This window comes from Pseudomonas syringae pv. tagetis (assembly GCF_022557255.1).
GTDB classification, from domain to species: Bacteria; Pseudomonadota; Gammaproteobacteria; order Pseudomonadales; family Pseudomonadaceae; genus Aquipseudomonas; species Aquipseudomonas caricapapayae.
Map to the genome: position 1 here is coordinate 2,198,429 of NZ_CP092923.1, position 21,142 is coordinate 2,219,570.

Below are 21,142 nucleotides of genomic sequence, written 5' to 3' on the forward strand. Positions count from 1 at the left end.
AACCGGCATGCGCCAAGGCTCGTGTCTCAGGTCATCAACGGTCTCGCTTATCGCAGCGTATTGAGGGTTGCACAGATGTCAGTCGCTACCAGGCTTATCGATGAACAGTTGACTCGGGTTGCCCCGGCAGCGGCTGAAACGCTCTACCAGTTCGATGAATCGCCATTGCTGGCCCGGCAGAGCCGCCAGGAATCCAATGCGCGCAGCTACCCGCGGCGGATTCCGCTGGCACTCAAGCGGGCCAAGGGCATCCATGTCGAGGACGTCGAAGGAAGGCGCTTTATCGATTGCCTGGCCGGTGCCGGTACGCTGGCCCTGGGGCATAACCATCCAGTGGTGATCGAAGCGATCCAGCAAATTATTGCCGATGAATTGCCGCTGCATACCCTGGACCTCACCACGCCGGTGAAAGACCAGTTCGTTCAGGACCTGTTCGGCCTTCTGCCGCAGGCACTGGCCAATGACGCGAAGATTCAGTTCTGTGGCCCGACCGGCACCGATGCGGTGGAAGCCGCCTTGAAGCTGGTACGCACCGCTACCGGGCGCAGCACGGTGCTGTCGTTTCAGGGCGGTTATCACGGCATGAGCCAGGGCGCGTTGAGCCTGATGGGCAGCCTGGGGCCTAAAAAGCCCCTCGGTGCCTTGCTCGGCACAGGCGTGCAGTTTCTGCCGTACCCCTACGATTACCGCTGTCCGTTCGGACTTGGCGGCGAACAGGGTGTGCGCGCCAATCTGCATTATCTGGAGAACCTGCTCAACGACCCGGAAGCGGGCGTACAACTGCCTGCGGCGGTCATTCTAGAGGTGGTTCAGGGGGAGGGCGGGGTGATTCCTGCTGATCTCGACTGGTTGCGTGGCGTACGCCGCATCACCGAAAAGGCCGGTGTAGCGCTGATTGTCGATGAGATCCAGAGCGGTTTTGCGCGCACCGGCAAGATGTTCGCCTTCGAGCACGCCGGGATCATCCCGGACGTCGTGGTCATGTCCAAAGCCATTGGTGGCAGCCTGCCGCTGGCGGTGGTGGTCTATCGTTCGTGGCTCGACACCTGGCTGCCGGGCGCTCACGCCGGGACGTTCCGTGGCAATCAGATGGCGATGGCTACCGGTTCGGCGGTAATGCGCTATCTTCAAGAGCACAATATTTGCGAACACGCGACGGCTATGGGCGCGCGTCTGTGCGCTCATTTGCAAGCTTTGCAGCGCGATTTTCCGCAGTTGGGCGACATTCGCGGTCGCGGGCTGATGCTTGGCGTAGAACTGGTTGACCCGGCCGGTGCGCGAGATGCGCAGGGGCATCCGCCGGTCTTCGCCCGTCTGGCTCCGCTGATCCAGCGTGAATGCCTCAAACGCGGGCTTATTCTTGAACTGGGCGGGTGGCACGGCAGCGTGGTGCGCTTCCTGCCACCGCTGGTGATTACCGCCGAGCAGGTCGACGAGGTGGCAGATATCTTCGGTCGTGCGCTCAATGCCGCGGTCGCACAGCTTTAATTTTTCGACGTAGCGATACGTTCAATCCTTATCGCTGCCATGAATTGGCACGGCAGCGCTGAACACATACACGGAGAGCAGCAATGACTTCAGTATTCGATCGGGAAGACATCGTCTTTCAAGTTGTGGTCAACCATGAAGAACAGTATTCCATCTGGCCCGACTACAAGGCGATTCCCAACGGCTGGCGCACCGTGGGCAAGAGCGGCTTCAAGAAAGAGTGCCTGGCCTACATCGAAGAAGTCTGGACCGACATGCGGCCCCTGAGCCTGCGGCAGAGAATGGAAGCCCAGACGGCCTGACTGGCTGGTTGACCAGCGATCGTGCCAATACTCTGCGCACCTGTCGCGCGACGCGGAGGAGCGCAGGGAACGAGAATCTCAACTGTCGTGCTGAAGCTCTGCGCCGGTCTGCATGGATAATTCAATTATCGTGCGACGCTCTGCGTCGGCATGCCGTTCTGGACGCTCCGCGTCCTCGTGCCATGCAGAGCGTCGCGAACGGCATTCCCACGCAGGAGCGTGCGCAACGTTAACCTTCCCCGTTACCAGCCAGCACCTTGATAATCCCCTGAATATCGCCCTGCAACTCCGCCAGCGGATCAGCGCCATCAATCCCTAACACCAGCAGCTTGCTGCCGGCCGCCTCGATTGCAGCCTTGACCGGCGCGGGCGGCTGACGGTGATCGAGCACCAGCGCCACGTCATTGTCTTGCAAGGTCGCGCTCAGCTTGCTCAGCGCCTCGGGTGTCCACTGCTCGTCCGTCAGCACCTGGCTGTCGATCAGTTCCAGATTCAGCCCGCTGATCAAATAGCCAAAGCGGTCCGACAGGCTCACCACACTCAAATTGTCGGCACCGGCCAGCGCTGCTTCGCTGCTGGCGCTGAGCTTGAGCAGCTGCTGCTTGAATGCCGCCAGATTGGCCTCGATCTTCGGCTTGGACGCCGGTGCCAAGCGCACCAGATCCGCCGCCAGCACATCGGCCATGCGTCCCATATTGTTGCTCGCCAGCCACGGCTGGCTGTTCAGCCCATCAGCGCCCTGGCCCGGTTGCACGGCAATCCCCGCAAGGCTGCCATCCACCGGGCGTGCTGCGTCGATCTCGACGATGCGGATGTTGCTGCGGCGGGCGTTGGGGTAGAGCGGGTCATCTGCCCAGATCGAGCGCAAACCGATTACCGCGTCGGCGTTGTTCGCCAGGCCACGTAAGGCGTCGGCACCGCGCCCGGTGAAGTACGCCGTCTGACGTGAGCCGGGCAGGTTGGCAGCCGCCGCGCGTTCCAGCACGACACCACTGTCCTTGAGCAGAATCTCCCCCAGGCCATAAGTGATCGGCAGACTGGCCAGCACCCGTACCGGTTGCGCGCTGTCGGTGTTGGCGTTGGCGGCATACAGGCTGTTGCTGAACAGGCCGCTCATGGCCAGCGCCAGGGTTAAGGTACGTAACGTAGGCATTTATCCAATATTCCCTTTCAGGCTCGGCAGTGTGCCGCGAGCGATGGCGGCGAGGGCGAAGGCAACACCGGCCACCAGAATAATTGCCGCGCCGGACGGCACAGGCAGGTCGAAGACAATCGGCAGCAGGATGCCGCACAGGGTACTGATCGTCGCGATGGCCACCGAGATCCAGAAAAAACCTTTGAGCGACTGGCTCAGCAGGCGTGCCGCCGCAGCCGGAATCACCAGCAATGCGCCGACCAGGATCGCGCCGATGACTTTTACGGCGGCAACGGTGATCAGTGTCACCAGAATCACGAACAGGTAATCCAGGGGCTTCACTGCCACGCCGCGCACTGCAGCCAGTTGCGGGTTGAAGCTGGCCAGCATGATGCGGTTGTACAGCGGCAGGCTCAGGCCCATGACCAGCGAACCGACGATCAGCAGCACCAGCAGGTCATTGCCGTTGACGGTCAGCACCGAGCCAAACAGCACGTTTTCCAGAATATGCACGTTGATCTTGCCGGCCAGCACCAGCAGCAGGCTTGCGCCCAGTGCCAGAGACACCGACAGGAACACCCCGATCAGCGTGTCCGGTGCCAGCCCGGTGCGGTTGCGCAGGTAATTGAGGACAATGCCGAACAGCAGGCAGTAACCGAACAGCGCGCCGTAGGGGCCAGTGTACGGCTCGCCGAGCAGAATGCCGATTGCCACGCCGGTCAATGCGGCATGGCCCACAGCTTCGGAGAAAAACGCGAAGCGCTTGACCACCACGAGCGTCCCCAACCCCCCCAGCACCGGGCCGATCAGCAGTCCGGCGAGCAGGGCGTTGACCACGAAACCGTAGGCCAGCGCCTCGGGCAGATAGCCGGATGAGGCGAGGCCCTGAATGAACAGACGAAACGTTTCGTAATCCATCACGCCTGCCCCCCGTGACCGGCATCCGCAGCACGCGGATGAGCGGAAAACAAGGTCAGCAGGCGCTCAGGCGTCAGTGCCGTCGCGGCAGGTTCGTCGAACAGTATTCGTCGATTGAGCCCGGTTACCTGATCGGCCAGGCGCCTTACGGCGTCCAGATCGTGCTCGATCCAGAGCACGGTGATGCCGCTCCGACGCCAGTCACCGAGCAGACGCTCGAAGACTTGAATCCCGGCTTCATCCAGGGCCGACATCGGCTCATCCAGCACCAATAATTGCGGCGCGGGGATGAGCCCCTGGGCGAGCAGCACACGTTGGCGCTCGCCGCCGGACAGCGCGCCCATGCGCCGTTTGCGTTTGTCCTGCATGCCGACCCGCTCCAGCGCCTCGCCAATTGCTGCCGCGTAATGCTTCGACAAACCCAGAAACGCCGGGCGTCGCTGGCACATCGCTGCCATGAAATCGTCAACGGTCATCGGCAGGCCGCGGTCGAACTCCAGGGCCTGCGGCACGTAACCCGTCAGGCCCGGCGCGGCTCGCCATTGCAGACTCAACTGGCCTTGATGCGGCGTCTGCCCGAGCAGGGTCTTGATCAGCGAACTCTTGCCGCCGCCGTTCGGCCCGACCAGCGCGTGTACGCTGCCTGCGCGCACGTTGAAACAGATACGGTCAAGAATCGTGGTGCGCCCCAGTGTCAGACTCACGTCGTTGAATTCGATGCCGGGGCCCTGGCTGGCAATATCGAGGTGCTGCGCAACAGTCATGCGCCCGACTCCTGAATGGCACGTACCACGGTGTCGAGGTTGCCGGCCATTTCCTTTTCGTACTTGTCGGCGGTGTATTCGCCATAGGAAATGTGTGACAGCGGGTACAGCTTGACCCCGGATTCACGCTGAATGGTGTCGACGTAGGTGGACGGGAAATCCATCTCCGAGAAGATCACCTTCACGTCCAGCTCGCGCAACTGGTCGATGGTCTTTTTCAACTGACTCGGGCTGGGTTCGATGCCATGTGCCGGTTCTACCACAGCGGTCACTTCCAGGCCGAATTCGCGCAGCAGGTAGTCGTAGGCGGCGTGTACCGTGGCCACGCGCAAGTCGGCGTTGGGGGCCTTGGTGAGTTTGGCCAGGGCGTCGGCGCGCATCTGTCGCAGGCGTTTGCCGTAGGCGCGAGCGTTGGCGGTGTAGGTTTTCGCGTTGTCGGGGTCCAGCTTGCCCAGCTCGCGGGCGATGTTGTTGACCTGGGCGATAGAGGCGCTGATCGACAGGAAGGTGTGCGGATTGACCACTTTGCCTGCGCCTCTGGCTGCCACCCCGGTCGCGGCCAGCAAGGGTACGTCGGCATTGGCTTCGATGGTCTTGATGTTCGGCGTTTCGCTGGCGGCGATCATGCGGTCGGCAAAGTCGTCGTGACCGACGCCGTTGAGCACGATCACGTCCAGCGAACCGATGCGCTTGATGTCCTCGGCCCGCGGCTCGTAGGCGTGCGGGTTGAAACCCGCCGGGATCAGCGGCACGACCTCGGCCTTGTCGCCGACGATATTGCTCACATAGCTGTAATACGGGTGCAGGGTGATGCCGATACGCAGGCGCTTGGCCGGGTCGGTGGCATAGCTGGACGGTGTCAGCAGGGTAGCAAACAAGCCTGCCAGCAGGATGCGCAGCAAGGGACGGCGTTTGAATGAAATAGGCATGGGCAAGCGGTCTTCTTTCAAATGAATGCGGAGTTTCAGTGCGGGTGCTGACGGGTCACGCCTGCATCGAATTGCGCGACGATCTGTTTCCAGCCTGCGTCCATCAGCGCTCTGTCATCGAGCTCGCTGAGAGGCGCGACCGAGGCGCTGCGGTTGATCCAGATGTCGGGCTGCTCGCCCGAATCGACGCGCATCAGAAACGAGCCGGCCACGCTCGGTGCCTGGCTCAGTCCCAGATAAGACCGGTCGATCATGTGCCAGGCGTGATCGCCGCGGCTGACCGAACTGGCATCCCTGGCGAACGGGGCAAAGCCTTCTTCGCCCAGTTGTTCGGCGGTGACCGGCGTCTGCTGCTCTTCGGTCAGCAAACGAATCTCGTCGAGAGTCACGCGCAGATCGGCGTAGATGCCTTGTTCGGCAGCGCTCAGGTCGCGCCGTGCATCCAGTTGATGGCTGGCCAGGCTGTGCGTCTCCTGAGTGTCGCGGTGCAGGCTGACTACGCCCGCAGCAATGCCGAGGATCAGCAGGCACAGCAGCAGAACATACAGGGTTTCATGCCCCGCACCGGCCGGGCGGACGATTTGTCGGGTTGGCGCACTCATGGGCTGGGGATATCCGCCTGATCGATTTCCACCACGTGGCCGGGGCCGGCATCGAACAGCACATAGAACTCGGAGGCAGGACGCTTGAAGGTCACGGTCGAATCCTCACCCAGTTTGCCGGGCACCAGGATGGTTTCGTCATAGCCGATCACGTCCAGGGTCACGCCCGGCGCACCACTGCCGTCGGAAAAACCGCCGGTGCAGCGGATCTGCTCATTGTCGATCTGTTTGCATTCGCACATCGGGTTATGCGCCAGAGCGTTGCCGCTCAGGCCAAGCAGGCACAGTGCGCTGACCGTCAGCCAGCGCAGGGAAGGGCGGGCACTCATGGTTTGGCTCCTTGTTTTTTCAGCCACGCCACGGTGGTGGGCGAGGCCTGTTGCAGGGGGATGGAAGTCTGATGCACGGCGCCGTCCCAGCCTTCCATGGTGATCCACAGTTCGGAATCGGCGCTGGTGGTTTCCGGAATCTGCATGAACGCGCTCATGCGGTAGCCGCCACCGAAGAAAATCACCCCGGCCGTCCGCAGACTGCGCGGTTTGCCGATGCGCAGGTAAGTGGCCTTGACCCGGTCGATGCACGCGTTGCACAGCGCCGCATTAAAGCTTTTCATGTAACCCGACGGCCCGGACAGACGTGGCGGTTCGTTGCGATCTTCTGCCAGACGCAGGCTCCACGGCCCGACCTGAATCTCGCCGACGTCGCGCTGGCCGAGGCCCTGGTCGCCGCGATCCAGCGCGTTGTCGGAGAAGTACTTGGGCATGAAACCCAACGGGATCAGTACCAGCAGCACGTTGATATGGAAGCGCCATCTGTACCAGAAACGGCTCAGCGACGATGCAGGTTGTGCGGCAGCGGCCTTGCTCACAGGCTGTTCTCCGGGGTGCGGGTCGCCAGCGGCGAGCGAGTGGTGTCCGGGGTCGAAGCCGGGGTGAAGATGGCAGGGGCGGTTCTGGCTTCACGCTTGAGGGCATTGAGCGTCGCCAGCGCGGTACGCTTGCTCCAGATCAGCAAGCCGCTGAGGACCATCATGCTCAGCAGCAGGCCGAAGAATGCCCAGATCAGCTTGATCCAGATGCCACCGAAATCGCCGGTGTGCAGTGGGCGCATGGACTCGGTGACGAACTCCAGCTTGTTGCGGTCCGATAGCAGGTGCGAAGCGGCTATCTCGCCACTGTACGGGTTGATTTCGGCGGTCTGGAACATCAGCGGGTACCAGCTTCGTCCACCAACCTGCATGTTGCTGTAGGCGTTGAAGGGCGGGGTGATGAAGCTGGCTTCAAGGCCCGGTATCCGCTCCTTGGCAATTTCAACGGCCTTTTCCAGGCTGATGGTCGGTGCAGGGCTGCCGTCGGCCGTCAGCGGTACGGCGTTGTGCGCAATGATCGAGGCGACCTGGGATTTACTGGAAATGCTGATCTGGTTATCGCCCAGAATTGCCTGAATCAGAAACCAGGTGCCGGTGACGGAAATCACCGCGATGAACCAGATCGACCAGACGCCGCTGAGACGATGCAGATCGCCCCAGAAAATCCTCGGGCCCTGGCTGAAACGCACCGGTTTGAAAAAGCCGCGCCAGAATTTCTTGTACACCACCAGCCCGGTGACCAGTGACGCCAGCAGCGGCAGGCCGAGAATCGACACCAGATACCAGCCCCATGAATAGCCATTGGTGAACGGCACCAGCCACCAGCCGTGCAGGGCGCGGGTGAAGCGGCGGAAGTCGAACGACGGTGTAAGGCCCTGAATCACCCCGGTATAAGGGTTGACGTAGGCCGGCACCGAGCGGCCGTCCGGGTAGGTGACGAACACGCTGAGGGCAAAGTAGTCGCCGTCCGGCTGCATGATCGTGCCGACGATAAGGTCCGGTTCGTTGCGCTCGATGGTCGCGCGAATCTGCTCGAAGCTCATGCGCGGGGCATCGTCCGAGGGGCGGTTGTCACGCATTTCCGGGTTGGCCAGCCACATGATTTCCTTGCTGACCACTGCCAGCGTGCCGGTGACGCAGACGATCAGCACAAAAAACCAGATGGGCAGGGCAAGCCAGCTGTGGACGAGAAACCAGATTTTTGAACGGGACTTCTTCGACATGGGTAAACAATCTCGATTCACGATGTAGAGCAACCGCAATGCGGCTCCCTCTGTCTGTACGCGCGGGCGATATAAAGCCTCGCATTCAGTTAAAGACGAATGAGAACGAGATTCCTGCAGGAATTTTTTGCGTTTAAATGCAAAAAATTGTTTCAGAGCTGCCGGAAGCCCCGCACGGCGCGGGAAATGGGCATGATCGGCTAATTTTTTGCTCGCCAGGTACGTTCAATCTGGACATTGGTGTTGCGCCAGGCCGCAGGGGCTCGGGCGCTTTTGCCATCAAGGGAGAGACATCATGAGTCATGCGTTGAGTTTGGATATCCGGCCACTGCTGGCAGGGGCGGGCAGCTTGCCCATGCTGGTGCAGGCGCCCGAGCCCGGTCTGGACTTGATGGAAGCGCTGGGCGAACTCAAGCTGCTGGTCGCCGAACACCTGTACAGCGCGGGCGGCATTCTGTTTCGTGGCTTCGAGGTCGGCGGTGCCGAAGCGTTTCGTGAGTTCGCGGCGGGCTTTGGTGATCCGTTGCTCAACTACGAGTTTGGCTCCACGCCGCGCAGCAACGTGACCAAGGGCGTGTACACCTCGACCGAGTACCCTGCTCACCAGAGCATTCCGCTGCACAATGAGCAGGCCTATACGCTGGATTGGCCGATGAAAATCTGGTTCTACAGCATGATCGCCGCGCAGACGGGGGGCGAAACGCCGATCGCCGACAGCCGCGAGATATACCGGCGCATTCCGGCGCGCATTCGTGAACGCTTTATCGAAAAGAAGCTGATGTACGTGCGCAACTACGGCAACGGGCTCGATGTGGAATGGAGCCAGGTATTCAACACCGAAGATGAGCGTGTGGTCGAGGCCTACTGCCGGGCACATAACATCGAGTGCGAATGGAAAGATGACGGCGAACTGCGTACCCGGCAGATCTGTCAGGCCGTGTCGCGCCACCCGGTGACCGGCGACACCGTCTGGTTCAATCAGGCTCATCTGTTTCACATCTCCAACCTGCAACCGGAAGTGCGCGAAACACTGCTGGACGTAGTGGATGAGGAAGACCTGCCGCGCAATGTCTACTACGGCGACGGCTCGCCCCTCGAAGAAAGCCTGCTGGACGAAATTCGTGGCGTACTCGACGAATGCACCGTCAGCTTCCCCTGGCTGGAAAACGACGTGCTGATGCTCGACAACATGCTCACCGCCCACTCACGCGCGCCGTTTACCGGCAAACGTAAAGTCGTGGTGGCGATGGCGCAGGGGCATTCGGATAAGTAGTTGTCTGAGTTATCGCCGATTGATTATCGTGCCGACGCTCTGCGTCGGTACGCCGTTCTGGACGCTCCGCGTCCTCTTTGCGACGCAGAGCGTCGCGAGCTGCATTCCCACGCTGGAGCGTGTGGAACGATAATCTCAACTATCGTGCCGATGCTCTGCGTCGGTGCGCCGTTCTGGACGCTCCGCGTCCGATCTTGAATAGCCGGTGCGACACAGGGGCACTCAAGGCATTCGCACTGGAGCGTGAGGACTATCAGGTGTCCGGCTGTCACCACCACAAACCTTTCTAAATATTTCTCCGCCAATTCGTTCTTGTTGATACGACCCCGCCCGACGGTCAGCCACATTCAGCAAGGATCGACCCATGAACCCCGAACACGCCCAGAAACTCGCTCGTCGTTTTGTCGAGTTGCCTCTTGAAAAACGTCGCCTGTTTCTCGATGGCATGCGCAAGGAAAACATGGATTTCGCGCTGTTCCCGATCCCTTCCTGCGAAGGGCTGGCCGAACGCGATGGTCTGTCCTATGCCCAGCAACGCATGTGGTTTCTCTGGCAACTGGACCCTCACAGCGCAGCGTACAACCTGCCGATGTCGGTATGCCTGAATGGTCCGCTGGAGCTGCCCTTGCTGGAGTGTGCCTTCAGTGCGCTGGTCGAGCGCCATGAAAGCCTGCGTACCACCTTCGGTCAGGAAGGCGACCGTGCGTTTCAGCGTGTTGCGCCGCCAGCACCCGTGAGCATCCGCCTGATCGACCTGAGTGCGCTGCCGTCCGAGCAGCGCTGGGCAAGTGCCCGTCAGGCGATGGCCGAACAATCTGCGCAAACGTTCGATCTGCAGCGCGGGCCGCTGTTCACCGTGCAGGTGCTGCGTCTGGCCGGGCAGGAGCATGTGCTGTTGCTGAATCTGCACCACATGATTACCGATGGCTGGTCGATGAACGTGCTCATCGACGAATGGCTGCGCGGCTACGATGCGCTGCTGGCCGGTAAGCGGCTGCCCTTTCAGCCGCTGCCCGTGCAGTACCGCGACTACGCGTTGTGGCAACGCAGCTGGCTGGAAGCCGGTGAGCAAGAGCGTCAGCTGGACTACTGGCGCAGCCATCTTGGCGACGAACACCCGGTGCTGGAGCTGCCTACGGATCGCCCGTACCCGGCGCTGCCCAGCCATGAGGGTGCCCGCCTGGAGCTGGCGCTCGAGCCCGAACTGCTGCGCAACCTCAAACATCTTGCGCAACGCCAGGGTGTGACCCTGTTTGTAGTATTGCTGGCGTCTTTCAAGAGCCTGCTGCACCGCTACAGCGGGCAGACCGACATTCGTGTCGGCGGCCTGATCGCCAATCGCACGCGCAGCGAAACCGAAGGGCTTATTGGCTGCTTCATCAATACTCAGGTCCTGCGCAGTGAAGTGACCGCGCAGACGCGTTTTGTCGATCTTCTGAATACCGTGCGCAACGCCTCGACCGGTGCTCAGGCGCATCAGGATCTGCCGTTTGACGCCATCATCGATGCGCTGCAGCCCGAGCGCAGCCAAAGCCACACTCCTTTGTTTCAAGTGATGTTCAATCACCAGCCGGTGGTTGCCGACCTGCTGGACAAACACCTCAGCGGCGGCCTGCGCGTGGCCAATCTGCCCGCCGAACAACAGGCGCTGGCGCAGCGTACCCACGCCGCCGCCAGCGACCTGATGCTGGCCACCAGCGGCGAAGGTGAGCAACTGCACGCCGCCTTTACTTACGCCACCGATATTTTCGACGAGTCGACCATCGTGCGTCTGGCCGGGCACTGGCGCAATCTGCTGACCTCGGTCTGCGCTGATCCTCTGCAAACCATCGCGGAACTGTCGATGCTCGCGGCCGATGAGCGCTCGCAATTGCTGGATGTCGACAGCGTTCTCAAAGCTGACGTCACCACCCCTGCGCATCGTCAGTTCGAAGCGCAAGTGCAGCGCACGCCGAATGCGCCGGCATTGCTCCTCGCCCTTGACGGTCAATCGCCCAGCCTGACTTACGCCGAGCTGAACGAGCGCAGCAACCGTCTTGCCTGGCATCTGCGCGAGCAGGGTGTCGGTCCGGACGTGCTGGTCGGTGTGGCGCTGGGCCGCTCGCTGGACATGCCGGTCGCGCTGCTCGCCGTACTCAAGGCTGGCGGTGCCTATGTGCCGCTGGACCTGAGCGCGCCGAGTGAGCGTCTGCGTCATGTGCTGGAAGACAGTGGCCTGAAACTGCTGCTGACGCATAGCGAACAGCGAGTCAGGCTGCCTGAACTGGCTGGTATTCAGTGCCTGTGCATGGATCAACCAGGCAGCCTGACAGCGAGCCCGCACAACCCGGACGGCACGACAGATCCGGCCAGCCTGGCCTATGTGATCTATACCTCGGGTTCGACCGGGCGTCCAAAGGGTGTGGCGATCAGTCATGCCGCACTGGCTGAGTTCGTGACACTGGGCGCGAACTACAGTGACCTGCGCGAGGGCGACCGGGTCCTGCAATTCGCGACCCACAGTTTCGATGGCTTCGTCGAGCAGTTCTACCCGCCGCTGTGTCGCGGGGCGGCCGTGGTCCTGCGTGACGAGCGGCTGTGGGACAGCGCCACCTTCCATCAGGCAGTGGTCGAGCATTGCGTAACGCTGGCGGATTTGCCTGCGGCCTACTGGCTGACCCTGGTTCAGGACTTCGCGGCCAGCCCGCCCGGGCATTACGGCGCGTTACGACAGGTTCACGTCGGCGGAGAGGCCATGGCAGTCGAAGGCCTGCGTCTGTGGCACAAGGCCGGGCTGGGGCATGTGCGTCTTCTGAATACCTACGGGCCGACCGAAGCGACCGTGGTGTCGAGCATTCACGATTGCAGCGCGCTGACTGCGGAACAGGTGTCCTGGCGCGGGGTGCCGATTGGCCGTGCGCTGGCAGGACGCCGTCTTTATGTTCTCGACGATCAACTGAACCTGTTGCCGCAGGGCGCGGTGGGCGAGCTGTACATCGGTGGTCCCGGCCTGGCGCGGGGCTATCACGCTCAGCCCGGCTTGAGCGCCGAGCGTTTCGTCGCCGATCCGTTTGTCAGCGGTGAGCGTCTGTACCGCACCGGCGACCGTGCCCGGCTACGTGTCGACGGCGCTGTCGAATACATCGGCCGGGTTGATCATCAGGTGAAGATTCGTGGCTTCCGCATCGAGCTGGGCGAAATCGAATCGCGCCTGCAGCAATGCACTGACGTGCGCGAGGCGGTGGTGCTGGCCGTTTTACTGGCGGGCAGCACCCAACTGATCGCTTACGTGGTGCCGGAAGGCGGTGCGCTCAGTGATGCCGGGCGACAGGCGTTGCGTCATGGCATCCGCACTCAGATGCAAGCCAGCCTGCCGGATTACATGGTGCCGACGCACGTGCTGCTGTTGCCGGAGCTGCCCCTGACGCCCAGCGGCAAGCTGGACCGCAAGGCGCTGCCGGAGCCCGACTCAAGCCAGTTGCAGGCCAGATACCGCGCGCCCTGCAGCGATGTGGAAATCTGCCTTGCTGCCATCTGGCAGGAAGTCCTGCACGCGCCACAGGTCGGTCTGGACGATCACTTTTTCGAGCTGGGCGGCCATTCGTTACTCGCCGCGCAAGTCATTGCCAGGATCAAGGCGCAACTGGGCATCAGCCTGCCGTTGCGCACGCTGTTCGAAAAACCGCTGCTCAGCGACCTTGCCGTCGAAGTGGCCGCGCTGACCGACAACACCACGGATAACGACTGGAGCGACATGGACCAGTTCATGGATTCACTGGAGGAATTTGGCGCATGACCGGGACCACTGCTGCACGCATCGCGAAACGTTTTGTCGGCCTGCCGCTGGAGCAACGCCAACAGTTCCTTGCCCGGCTGCGCCAGGAAGGCAAGGATTTCAGCCTGTTGCCGGTGCCGGTCAGTCGCCATGATGTCACGGCCATTCCGCTGTCGTTCGCTCAGCAACGCCTGCTGTTCCTCTGGCAGCTCGACCCGTCGAGCGACGCCTACAAAATGACCACTGGCCTGCGTCTGCAAGGCACGTTGAACGAGACGGCCTTGCGCCGTGCATTCGATTATCTGATCGAGCGTCATGAGGTGCTGCGCACCGTGTTCCATATCGACGGTGATCAGGCGCAGCAAGTGTTGTTGCACGATCAGACAGTGGCGCTGGACAGTATCGACCTGTCCGGTCTGGCTGATGTCGAGCTGCGCGATGCCGAGCTGGCGTTACGAGTGGTCACGGTGACCAGCCAGCCGTTCGATCTGCGCACCGGCCCGCTGCTGCGCGCGCACCTGTTCCGCCTTGCCGGCGATGAGCATGTGTTGGTGGTGAGCATGCACCACATCGTCTCCGACGGTTGGTCGATGGACGTGATGATTCAGGAGTTCGTGCACTGCTACCAGGCGTACTGCGAAGGCCGCGAACCTGCGCTGCCGGAACTGCCGTTGCAATACGCCGATTATGCTATCTGGCAGCGCAGCTGGCTGGAGGCGGGCGAGGGCGCACGGCAACTGGATTACTGGCGTAACCAGTTGGGTGACGAGCAGCCGCTGCTCGACGCCGCACAGGATTTTCCCCGTCCACACACGCAGAGCTATCAGGGCGAGCACCTGCGCTTTGATTTCGGCGCTGATCTGTCGCGCCAGCTCAATGCTTTTGCGCGTACGCAGGGCGTGACCCTGTTCATGCTGGTGCTGGCCGGTTTTTCGCTGTTTCTGTCGCGCAAGGCCGGGCAGCGCGATATTCGCATCGGCGTGCCCAATGCCAACCGCGGTCGGGCTGAAACCGAAGGGCTGATCGGCTTTTTCATCAATACCCAGGTCTTGCGCTGCGAGGTTGATGAGCGCCTGAGCTACCTTGACCTGCTGGCGCAGATCCGCGACACCTCGTTCGGCGCGCAGGCGCATCAGGACGTACCGTTCGAGCAATTGGTCGATCAACTGGCACCGGAGCGCAGCCTGGGTCATAACCCGCTGTTTCAGGCCAAGTTCAACCAGAACGTAATCCTCAAACAGAAAACCGCGCTCAAGCTGGCCGGGCTGGAGGTCAGCGAGTACGCGTTCGATAAACAAGGCGCGCATTTCGATCTGGCCCTGGACATCACCGACGACGGCACGCTGATCCATGGCGATATGGCGTACGCCAGCGACCTGTATCGACGCTCTACCGTCGAAGGCTTCATCCCCGAAATGCTTGCGTTGTTCAAGACCCTGCTCGACGCGCCACAGGCGCCGCTGTTCAGGTTGGGGGCGCTGACCGTCGAACCGCCGCCTGCAGCTCGCGAACCCGCGCCACACCTGCTGCAACTGTGGGACCGGCAGGTTGAAAGGCAGCCTGATGCACAGGCTGCCCGCTGCCTTGAGCGCACGCTGACCACGCTGCAACTGGATCAGGCTGCCAATCAGCTGGCCCATCAATTGATTCGCATGGGGGTCAGCGAAGGCCAGCCGGTGGCGGTGCTGATGGAGCGTTCGCTGGACTGGCTGACGGCCGTGCTGGCGATCTTCAAGGCGGGTGGCGTGTACATGCCGCTTGACGTCAAAGCTCCCGACGCGCGACTGCAACAGATGCTGGTCAATGCTCAGGCCAGGGTGTTGCTGTGTGCCGAGGGCGATGTGCGTCAGACGTCACTGGCGATCGCCGGTTGTCAGGGCCTGGCCTGGACGCCTGCGCACTGGCAGGCGTTGCCTGTCAGCAGGCCCGACACCGGGTCGTCAGCCGACTCGGCGGCTTACGTGATTCATACCTCCGGCTCTACCGGCCAGCCCAAGGGCGTACTGGTCAGCCAGGGCGCTTTGGCCAGTTACGTGCGCGGCCTGCTGGAGCGCTTGCAACTGGCTCCCGAGGCGAGCATGGCGCTGGTTTCGACCATCGCCGCCGATCTTGGTCATACCGTGTTGTTCGGCGCGCTGTGTTCGGGGCGAACCCTGCACGTGTTGACCGAAGCACTGGGTTTCGACCCGGATGCCTTTGCTGCCTATATGGCCGAACATCAGGTCGGCGTGCTGAAAATAGTGCCCGGCCACCTGACTGCGCTGTTGCAGGCCAGCCAGCCGGCCGATGTGCTGCCGCAGCATGCTCTGATCGTCGGCGGTGAAGCCTGCTCGCCTGCGCTGGTCGAGCACGTGCGTCAGCTCAAGCCGGATTGCCGGGTGATCAACCACTACGGCCCGAGCGAAACCACGGTCGGCGTGCTGACCCATGAGGTGCCTGTCTCGCTCCCAGAGGATGTCTGTGTATCCACAGGGGTGCGCTCTGTCGAGCCTCTGTGCAGCGTGCCGGTCGGTGCGCCGTTGCCGGGGGCCAGTGCCTATGTGCTGGATGATGTGCTGAACCCGGTCGGCCAACAGGTTGCCGGCGAACTGTACATTGGTGGTGACAGTGTGGCGCTGGGCTACATCGGCCAGCCTGCACTGACCGCCGAGCGTTTTGTGCCGGATCCGTTCGCGCAAGAGGGCGCACGCGTTTATCGCAGCGGCGATCGCATGCGGCGCAATCATCAGAGCCTTCTGGAATTCATCGGTCGCGCAGATGATCAGGTCAAAGTACGCGGCTATCGCGTCGAGCCTGCTGAAGTGGCGCGTGTGCTGCTGGGATTGCCCGCAGTGGCGCAAGCCAGCGTGTTGGCGTTGCCGGTGGACGATGACGAAACCCGACTGCAACTGGTGGCGTACTGCGTAGCCGCAACCGACACAGGCCTGAATGTCGACAGCTTGCGCGAGCAACTGGCTGCGCGCTTGCCCGACTATATGGTGCCTGCCCAGATCATGCTGCTGGACAGATTGCCACTGACTGCCAACGGCAAGCTCGACAAGCGCGCCTTGCCCAAGCCCGGCGTTGTCAAGCAGCGTTATACCGCGCCGGTGGGCGAGATCGAGGAAAAGCTCGCTGCCGTGTGGGCCGACGTGTTGAAGCTGGAGCAGGTCGGCAGCACCGACAACTTCTTCGAACTGGGCGGCGATTCGATTCTCAGCCTGCAGATCATCGCCCGTGCCAAGCGCCAGGGCATCAAGCTCAGCCCCAAGCAGTTGTTCGAAAAGCAGACCATCGGCCAGCTGGCGTCGGTGGCCAGACTGATCCAGAAAAAGCCCGCTGCCGGGGCGGAGCAGGTCAGCGGTTCGCTGCCGCTGCTGCCGATTCAGGCGCGCTTCTTTGAACTGGACATCCCCGAGCGCCAGCACTGGAATCAGGCGTTGATGCTCAAACCGCTGCAAATGCTGGATGCTAATCACCTGCAGGCCGCGCTCGCCGCGCTGATCGAACAGCACGACGCACTGCGTCTGGGTTTCACGCAGCAAGACGGCCAGTGGCAAGCTGCCTTCGGCACGCTGAACGCTCGCGATCTGCTCTGGACGCACGCGCTGGACAGTGCCGAGCGCCTGACCGAGCTGGCTGACGAAGCACAACGCAGCCTGGACCTGAAAAACGGTCCGTTGTTGCGTGCAGTGCTGGTCAACCTGCCGCAGGGCGAGCAACGCCTTTTGCTGGTGATTCATCATCTGGTCGTCGACGGTGTGTCGTGGCGGGTGCTGCTGGAAGACCTGCAACAGGCCTATGTCGCCATTGCAGCAGGCCAGCCATTGGTGCTGCCAGCGAAAACCAGCTCGCTCAAGCGTTGGGCCGAACAATTGCAACAGTATGCGAGCGGTAAAACGCTGGCAGCCGAACGTGATTACTGGCTGCAGGCCTTGCAGGGCGCGGACCAACCGTTGCCGCGCGACAAGCCCGAAGGCTCGATGCGTCATCGTGATGCGGCCCATGCGTCTTCATGGTTGAGCAAGGACCTGACCCACAAGCTGCTGAAAGTCGCACCTGCCGCGTACCGCACGCAGGTCAACGACCTGTTGCTGACAGCGCTGGCGCAGGTGCTGTGCGAGTGGAGCCAGCAATCGTCAGTGTTGATCCAGCTGGAAGGCCATGGCCGGGAAGACCTGTTCGACGACACCGATCTCAGTCGCACGGTCGGCTGGTTCAGCAGCCTCTTTCCGGTTCGCCTCACGCCGCAAATCATGCCGGGTGCAAGCCTGTGCGGGATCAAGGAGCAATTGCGTGCCGTACCGAACAAAGGCATTGGTTACGGCGTGTTGCGCCACATGGGCGAGCCGTCGTTTGCGCTGCAACTGGCGGCACTGCCGCAGGCACGGGTCACGTTCAACTACCTGGGGCAGTTCGACGGCAGCTTCAACGAGCGCGAGGGTGCGCTGTTCGTGCCGAGCGCTGACAATGCCGGCACTGCTCTGTGCGAGGACGGGCCACTGGGTAACTGGCTGAGCCTCAACGGTCAGGTATTCGATGGGCAGTTGCAACTGGACTGGAGTTTCAGCCGCGAGGTGTATCACGCCTCGACCATCGACACCCTGGCACGCCGCTACGAGCAGGCACTGACCACACTGATCGAACACTGTACCGCCGGGCACCAGGGTGTCACGCCGTCGGACTTCCCGCTGGCGCGACTGACTCAGTCACAGCTGGACGGTTTGTCGATTGCTGCGGGCACCATCGAAGACATCTATCCACTGTCGCCGATGCAACAGGGCATGCTGTTCCATTCGCTGTTCGATGAGGTGGCGGGCAACTACATCAATCAGTTGCGGGTGGACATCGGCGGGCTGGATGTGCCGCGTTTCCAGCGTGCATGGCAGGCAGCGGTAGACGCCCACGAGGTGCTGCGCAGCTGCTTTGTCAGCCAGCGCGAGCAGTCGCTGCAAGTGGTGCAGCGTCACGTGACGCTGCCCTTTGTCGAACTGGATGCGCGGGGTAAGCCCGAACGCTGGCTGGACAACTGGGCGCAGGCCGATCGTCAACAAGGCTTCGATCTGGCCCAGGGCCCGCTGTTGCGCCTGGCGGTAGTGCGCGTTGCCGACGACACGTGGCAGTTGGTCTACACCAGCCACCACATCCTGATGGACGGCTGGAGCAGTTCGCGGCTGCTGGGTGAAGTGCTGCAACGTTACAGCGATCAGACGCCGCCGACACAGCCGGGGCGCTATCGCGATTACATTCAGTGGTTACAGGATCAGGACGCCGATGCCAGTCAGCGTTTCTGGACCACAGAATTGGCTGAACTGGATGAGCCGACCCGCTTGCTTCACGCGTTCAGGTCTTCAGCGCAGGGAGATGGTTATGGCGATTACATCCAGCTGATCGATGCCGAGGGCACCCGACGTTTGAGTGAGTTTGCCCGCGAGCAGCGCGTGACCCTCAACACGCTGGTGCAGTCCGCCTGGCTGTTGTTGCTGCAACGCTACACCGGTCAGTCCAGTGTGACGTTTGGCGCTACAGTGGCCGGGCGTCCGGCTGAGCTGCCAGGTGTCGAAGAGCAGCTCGGACTGTTCATCAACACCCTGCCGGTGATCGCCAGCCCGCGTTCGGAGCAGACGGTGGCCGACTGGGTGCAGCAGGTGCAGGCGAAAAACCTTGCGCTGCGCGAGCATGAACATACCCCGCTGTATGATATCCAGCGCTGGGCGCGCAACAGTGGCGAGGCACTGTTCGACACTATTCTGGTGTTCGAAAACTACCCGGTGTCCGAAGCCTTGCAGCGCGCGCCCGATGGTCTGGTGTTTAGCGGCCTGCACAATCAGGAACAGGCGCATTACCCGCTGACGCTGGTAGTCGAAGCCAATGACGTGCTATCGGTGCGTTTCAGTTACGACCGGCAACATTTCAGTGCCGAAGGCATTCTGCAACTGGCGGCGCATTTCGATCACCTGCTGCAAAGCCTTGGTGCTTGCGCTACGGCGCGTGTCGGCGAACTGGCCTTGCCGACTGCCTGGACGCAAAGCGTGCAGCATTACCCGAGCGTGTACTGCGCCCACCAGCGCATCGAGCGTCAGGCCGACCTCGCCCCGCAAGCCATCGCCCTGAGTTTTGCTGACCAACAACTGAGCTACCAGCAACTCAATCAACGCGCCAACCAACTGGCCCACAAGCTGCGCGAGCAGGGCGTCGGCCCGGACGTTCGAGTGGGGCTGGCCGCCGAGCGCGGTCTGGACATGATTGTCGGCCTGCTGGCAATCCTCAAGGCGGGTGGCGCATACGTGCCGCTGGACCCGGATTACCCGCAGGATCGCCTGAGCTTTCTGATGCAGGACAGCGGTATCGAATTGTTGCTGACCCAGAGCGGTTTGCTCAGTCAGTTGCCGATTCCTGCGCATGTTCAGACACTGGATCTGGCCGATACGCTGGACGGTTACAGCACGGAAAACCCGCTCAACCAGACCACGCCGGACAACCTGGCCTACGTGATTTACACCTCGGGCTCGACCGGCAAGCCGAAAGGCACGTTGCTCACCCACCACAACCTGATGCGTCTGTTTGCCGCCACCGACGACTGGTTCGCGTTCAACGAAAAAGACGTGTGGACGCTGTTCCACTCGTTCGCCTTCGACTTCTCGGTCTGGGAGATTTTCGGTGCGTTGCTGCACGGGGGACGACTGGTGATCGTGCCCCGCGAAGTGACCCGTTCGCCGGAAGATTTTCACGCGCTGCTGGTCGAACAGCAGGTCACGGTGCTTAACCAGACGCCGTCGGCGTTCAAGCAACTGATGCGTGTGGCGTGTGATTCGCCGTTGCCGATGCCGTTACAAAAAGTCATTTTCGGCGGCGAAGCGCTGGACGTTGCCAGCCTGAAACCCTGGTTCGAACGGTTTGGCGATCAGGCACCGCAACTGATCAACATGTACGGCATCACCGAAACCACGGTTCACGTGACCTACCGGCCGATCACACTGGCCGACACGCACAACCCGGTCAGCCCGATTGGCGAAGCGATCCCCGATCTGTCGTGGTACGTGCTGGACGCCGATTTCAACCCGGTCGCCCAGGGATGCAGCGGCGAGTTACACATCGGTCACGCCGGTCTGGCGCGCGGCTATCACAACCGCGCCGCACTGACTGCCGAGCGCTTTGTGCCTGATCCGTTTTCCAGTGACGGCAGCCGCCTGTACCGCACCGGCGACCTGGCCCGTTACCGGTCTGCCGGAGTGGTCGAATACGCCGGGCGCATCGACCATCAGGTCAAGATCCGCGGCTTCCGCATCGAGTTGGGTGAAATCGAAGCGCGACTGCAAGCGCACCCGACCGTTCGCGAAGTCATCGTGCTGGCCCTGGACGGGCAGTTGGCGGCGTATCTGGTGCCGACCGAGCCTGATCAGGATCAGCAAACCCTGCGTGAAACGCTGAAAACCGGGCTCAGGGCGAATCTGCCGGAGTACATGGTGCCGACCCATTTCATCGTCCTCGACAAAATGCCGCTGACCGCCAACGGCAAGCTGGACCGTAAGGCGTTGCCTGCACCGGATGCCAGCCAGTGGCAGGCGACCTACATCGCTCCGCAAGGCGAGCTGGAGCAGCAACTGGCGGCGATCTGGGCCGATGTGCTGAGTGTCGAACGGGTCGGTCGCAGCGACAGTTTCTTTGAATTGGGCGGCCACTCGCTGCTGGCGGTGCAGATGCTGGTACGCGTGCGCGAACAGTTGCAGCACGAGGTCAGCCTCAAGGATGTGTTCGAACAACCGTCACTGGCGGACTTCTGTAACACGCTGCAGGAAAAAAACGGTGAAAGTGATCATGCACAGGACGAATTGACTAAATCACTGGAGGCACTCAAACGTTTATCAGCGGAGGAAATTGATAATTTGATTGCTTAGCAGGAGAGA

At 61.9% G+C, this 21,142-nt stretch carries 13 protein-coding genes; 5 read left to right on the plus strand and 8 right to left on the minus strand.

Translation table 11 applies throughout. From position 1 onward, the window contains the following. The first annotated feature begins 75 nt into the window (after positions 1-75). Positions 76-1,488 carry an aspartate aminotransferase family protein gene (locus MME58_RS09985; RefSeq protein WP_055007225.1) on the plus strand — a complete coding sequence of 471 codons (1,413 nt, stop codon included), beginning with the start codon at positions 76-78 and terminating at the stop codon, positions 1,486-1,488. 83 nt (positions 1,489-1,571) lie between these two features. Beyond that, a complete protein-coding gene (locus tag MME58_RS09990) occupies positions 1,572-1,790 on the plus strand; it encodes an MbtH family protein (protein WP_054986291.1) in 219 nt (72 codons plus the stop codon). Positions 1,791-2,019: 229 nt separating this feature from the next. Here MME58_RS09990 and MME58_RS09995 read toward each other — a convergent pair whose 3' ends face one another. Genes MME58_RS09995 through MME58_RS10030 form a run of 8 tightly spaced genes read right to left on the minus strand, consistent with a single transcriptional unit; the run spans position 2,020 to position 8,229 of the window. Beyond that, positions 2,020-2,943, minus strand: coding sequence for a metal ABC transporter substrate-binding protein (locus MME58_RS09995; protein ID WP_054986292.1), 924 nt, complete (start codon positions 2,941-2,943; stop codon positions 2,020-2,022). Next, positions 2,944-3,843 (minus strand): metal ABC transporter permease, encoded by a 900-nt coding sequence (locus tag MME58_RS10000; RefSeq protein WP_054986293.1) that lies wholly within the window; start codon positions 3,841-3,843, stop codon positions 2,944-2,946. It abuts the gene before it with no gap. Then, positions 3,843-4,607 carry a metal ABC transporter ATP-binding protein gene (locus MME58_RS10005; RefSeq protein WP_054986294.1) on the minus strand — a complete coding sequence of 255 codons (765 nt, stop codon included), beginning with the start codon at positions 4,605-4,607 and terminating at the stop codon, positions 3,843-3,845. Before MME58_RS10005 ends, MME58_RS10000 begins: the two co-directional genes overlap by 1 nt. Beyond that, positions 4,604-5,536, minus strand: a complete 933-nt coding sequence (locus MME58_RS10010) for a metal ABC transporter substrate-binding protein (RefSeq protein ID WP_054986295.1) — start codon at positions 5,534-5,536, stop codon at positions 4,604-4,606. The genes MME58_RS10005 and MME58_RS10010 overlap by 4 nt, the downstream gene beginning before the upstream one ends. 35 nt (positions 5,537-5,571) lie before the next feature. Next, positions 5,572-6,138, minus strand: coding sequence for a DUF6162 family protein (locus MME58_RS10015; RefSeq protein ID WP_054986296.1), 567 nt, complete (start codon positions 6,136-6,138; stop codon positions 5,572-5,574). Then, a complete protein-coding gene (locus MME58_RS10020) occupies positions 6,135-6,467 on the minus strand; it encodes a hypothetical protein (RefSeq protein ID WP_054986297.1) in 333 nt (110 codons plus the stop codon). The genes MME58_RS10015 and MME58_RS10020 overlap by 4 nt, the downstream gene beginning before the upstream one ends. Next, complete coding sequence (locus tag MME58_RS10025) at positions 6,464-7,006, minus strand: hypothetical protein (protein WP_055007224.1); 543 nt, start codon at positions 7,004-7,006, stop codon at positions 6,464-6,466. The genes MME58_RS10020 and MME58_RS10025 overlap by 4 nt, the downstream gene beginning before the upstream one ends. Then, positions 7,003-8,229, minus strand: a complete 1,227-nt coding sequence (locus MME58_RS10030) for a PepSY-associated TM helix domain-containing protein (RefSeq protein WP_055007223.1) — start codon at positions 8,227-8,229, stop codon at positions 7,003-7,005. The genes MME58_RS10025 and MME58_RS10030 overlap by 4 nt, the downstream gene beginning before the upstream one ends. A gap of 295 nt (positions 8,230-8,524) precedes the next feature. On the opposite strand from MME58_RS10030, the gene MME58_RS10035 reads away from it, so the two are divergent. The 3 genes from MME58_RS10035 (at position 8,525) to MME58_RS10045 (ending at position 21,133) form a co-directional block, all read left to right on the plus strand. Beyond that, complete coding sequence (locus MME58_RS10035) at positions 8,525-9,502, plus strand: TauD/TfdA family dioxygenase (protein ID WP_055007222.1); 978 nt, start codon at positions 8,525-8,527, stop codon at positions 9,500-9,502. A gap of 364 nt (positions 9,503-9,866) precedes the next feature. Then, a complete protein-coding gene (locus tag MME58_RS10040) occupies positions 9,867-13,277 on the plus strand; it encodes a non-ribosomal peptide synthetase (RefSeq protein ID WP_055007221.1) in 3,411 nt (1,136 codons plus the stop codon). After that, positions 13,274-21,133, plus strand: coding sequence for a non-ribosomal peptide synthetase (locus MME58_RS10045; RefSeq protein ID WP_241409124.1), 7,860 nt, complete (start codon positions 13,274-13,276; stop codon positions 21,131-21,133). Before MME58_RS10040 ends, MME58_RS10045 begins: the two co-directional genes overlap by 4 nt. Positions 21,134-21,142 lie beyond the last annotated feature (9 nt).

What these genes read in the sequence shown, in the direction of transcription:
- MME58_RS10045 (WP_241409124.1), top strand. Translation starts at nt 13,274, where the DNA reads ATGACCGGGACCACTGCTGCACGCATCGCGAAACGTTTTGTCGGCCTG.
- MME58_RS10020 (WP_054986297.1), bottom strand. Translation starts at nt 6,467, where the DNA reads ATGAGTGCCCGCCCTTCCCTGCGCTGGCTGACGGTCAGCGCACTGTGC.
- MME58_RS10000 (WP_054986293.1), bottom strand. Translation starts at nt 3,843, where the DNA reads ATGGATTACGAAACGTTTCGTCTGTTCATTCAGGGCCTCGCCTCATCC.
- MME58_RS09995 (WP_054986292.1), bottom strand. Translation starts at nt 2,943, where the DNA reads ATGCCTACGTTACGTACCTTAACCCTGGCGCTGGCCATGAGCGGCCTG.
- MME58_RS10030 (WP_055007223.1), bottom strand. Translation starts at nt 8,229, where the DNA reads ATGTCGAAGAAGTCCCGTTCAAAAATCTGGTTTCTCGTCCACAGCTGG.
- MME58_RS10040 (WP_055007221.1), top strand. Translation starts at nt 9,867, where the DNA reads ATGAACCCCGAACACGCCCAGAAACTCGCTCGTCGTTTTGTCGAGTTG.
- MME58_RS09990 (WP_054986291.1), top strand. Translation starts at nt 1,572, where the DNA reads ATGACTTCAGTATTCGATCGGGAAGACATCGTCTTTCAAGTTGTGGTC.
- MME58_RS09985 (WP_055007225.1), top strand. Translation starts at nt 76, where the DNA reads ATGTCAGTCGCTACCAGGCTTATCGATGAACAGTTGACTCGGGTTGCC.
- MME58_RS10015 (WP_054986296.1), bottom strand. Translation starts at nt 6,138, where the DNA reads ATGAGTGCGCCAACCCGACAAATCGTCCGCCCGGCCGGTGCGGGGCAT.
- MME58_RS10035 (WP_055007222.1), top strand. Translation starts at nt 8,525, where the DNA reads ATGAGTCATGCGTTGAGTTTGGATATCCGGCCACTGCTGGCAGGGGCG.
- MME58_RS10005 (WP_054986294.1), bottom strand. Translation starts at nt 4,607, where the DNA reads ATGACTGTTGCGCAGCACCTCGATATTGCCAGCCAGGGCCCCGGCATC.
- MME58_RS10010 (WP_054986295.1), bottom strand. Translation starts at nt 5,536, where the DNA reads ATGCCTATTTCATTCAAACGCCGTCCCTTGCTGCGCATCCTGCTGGCA.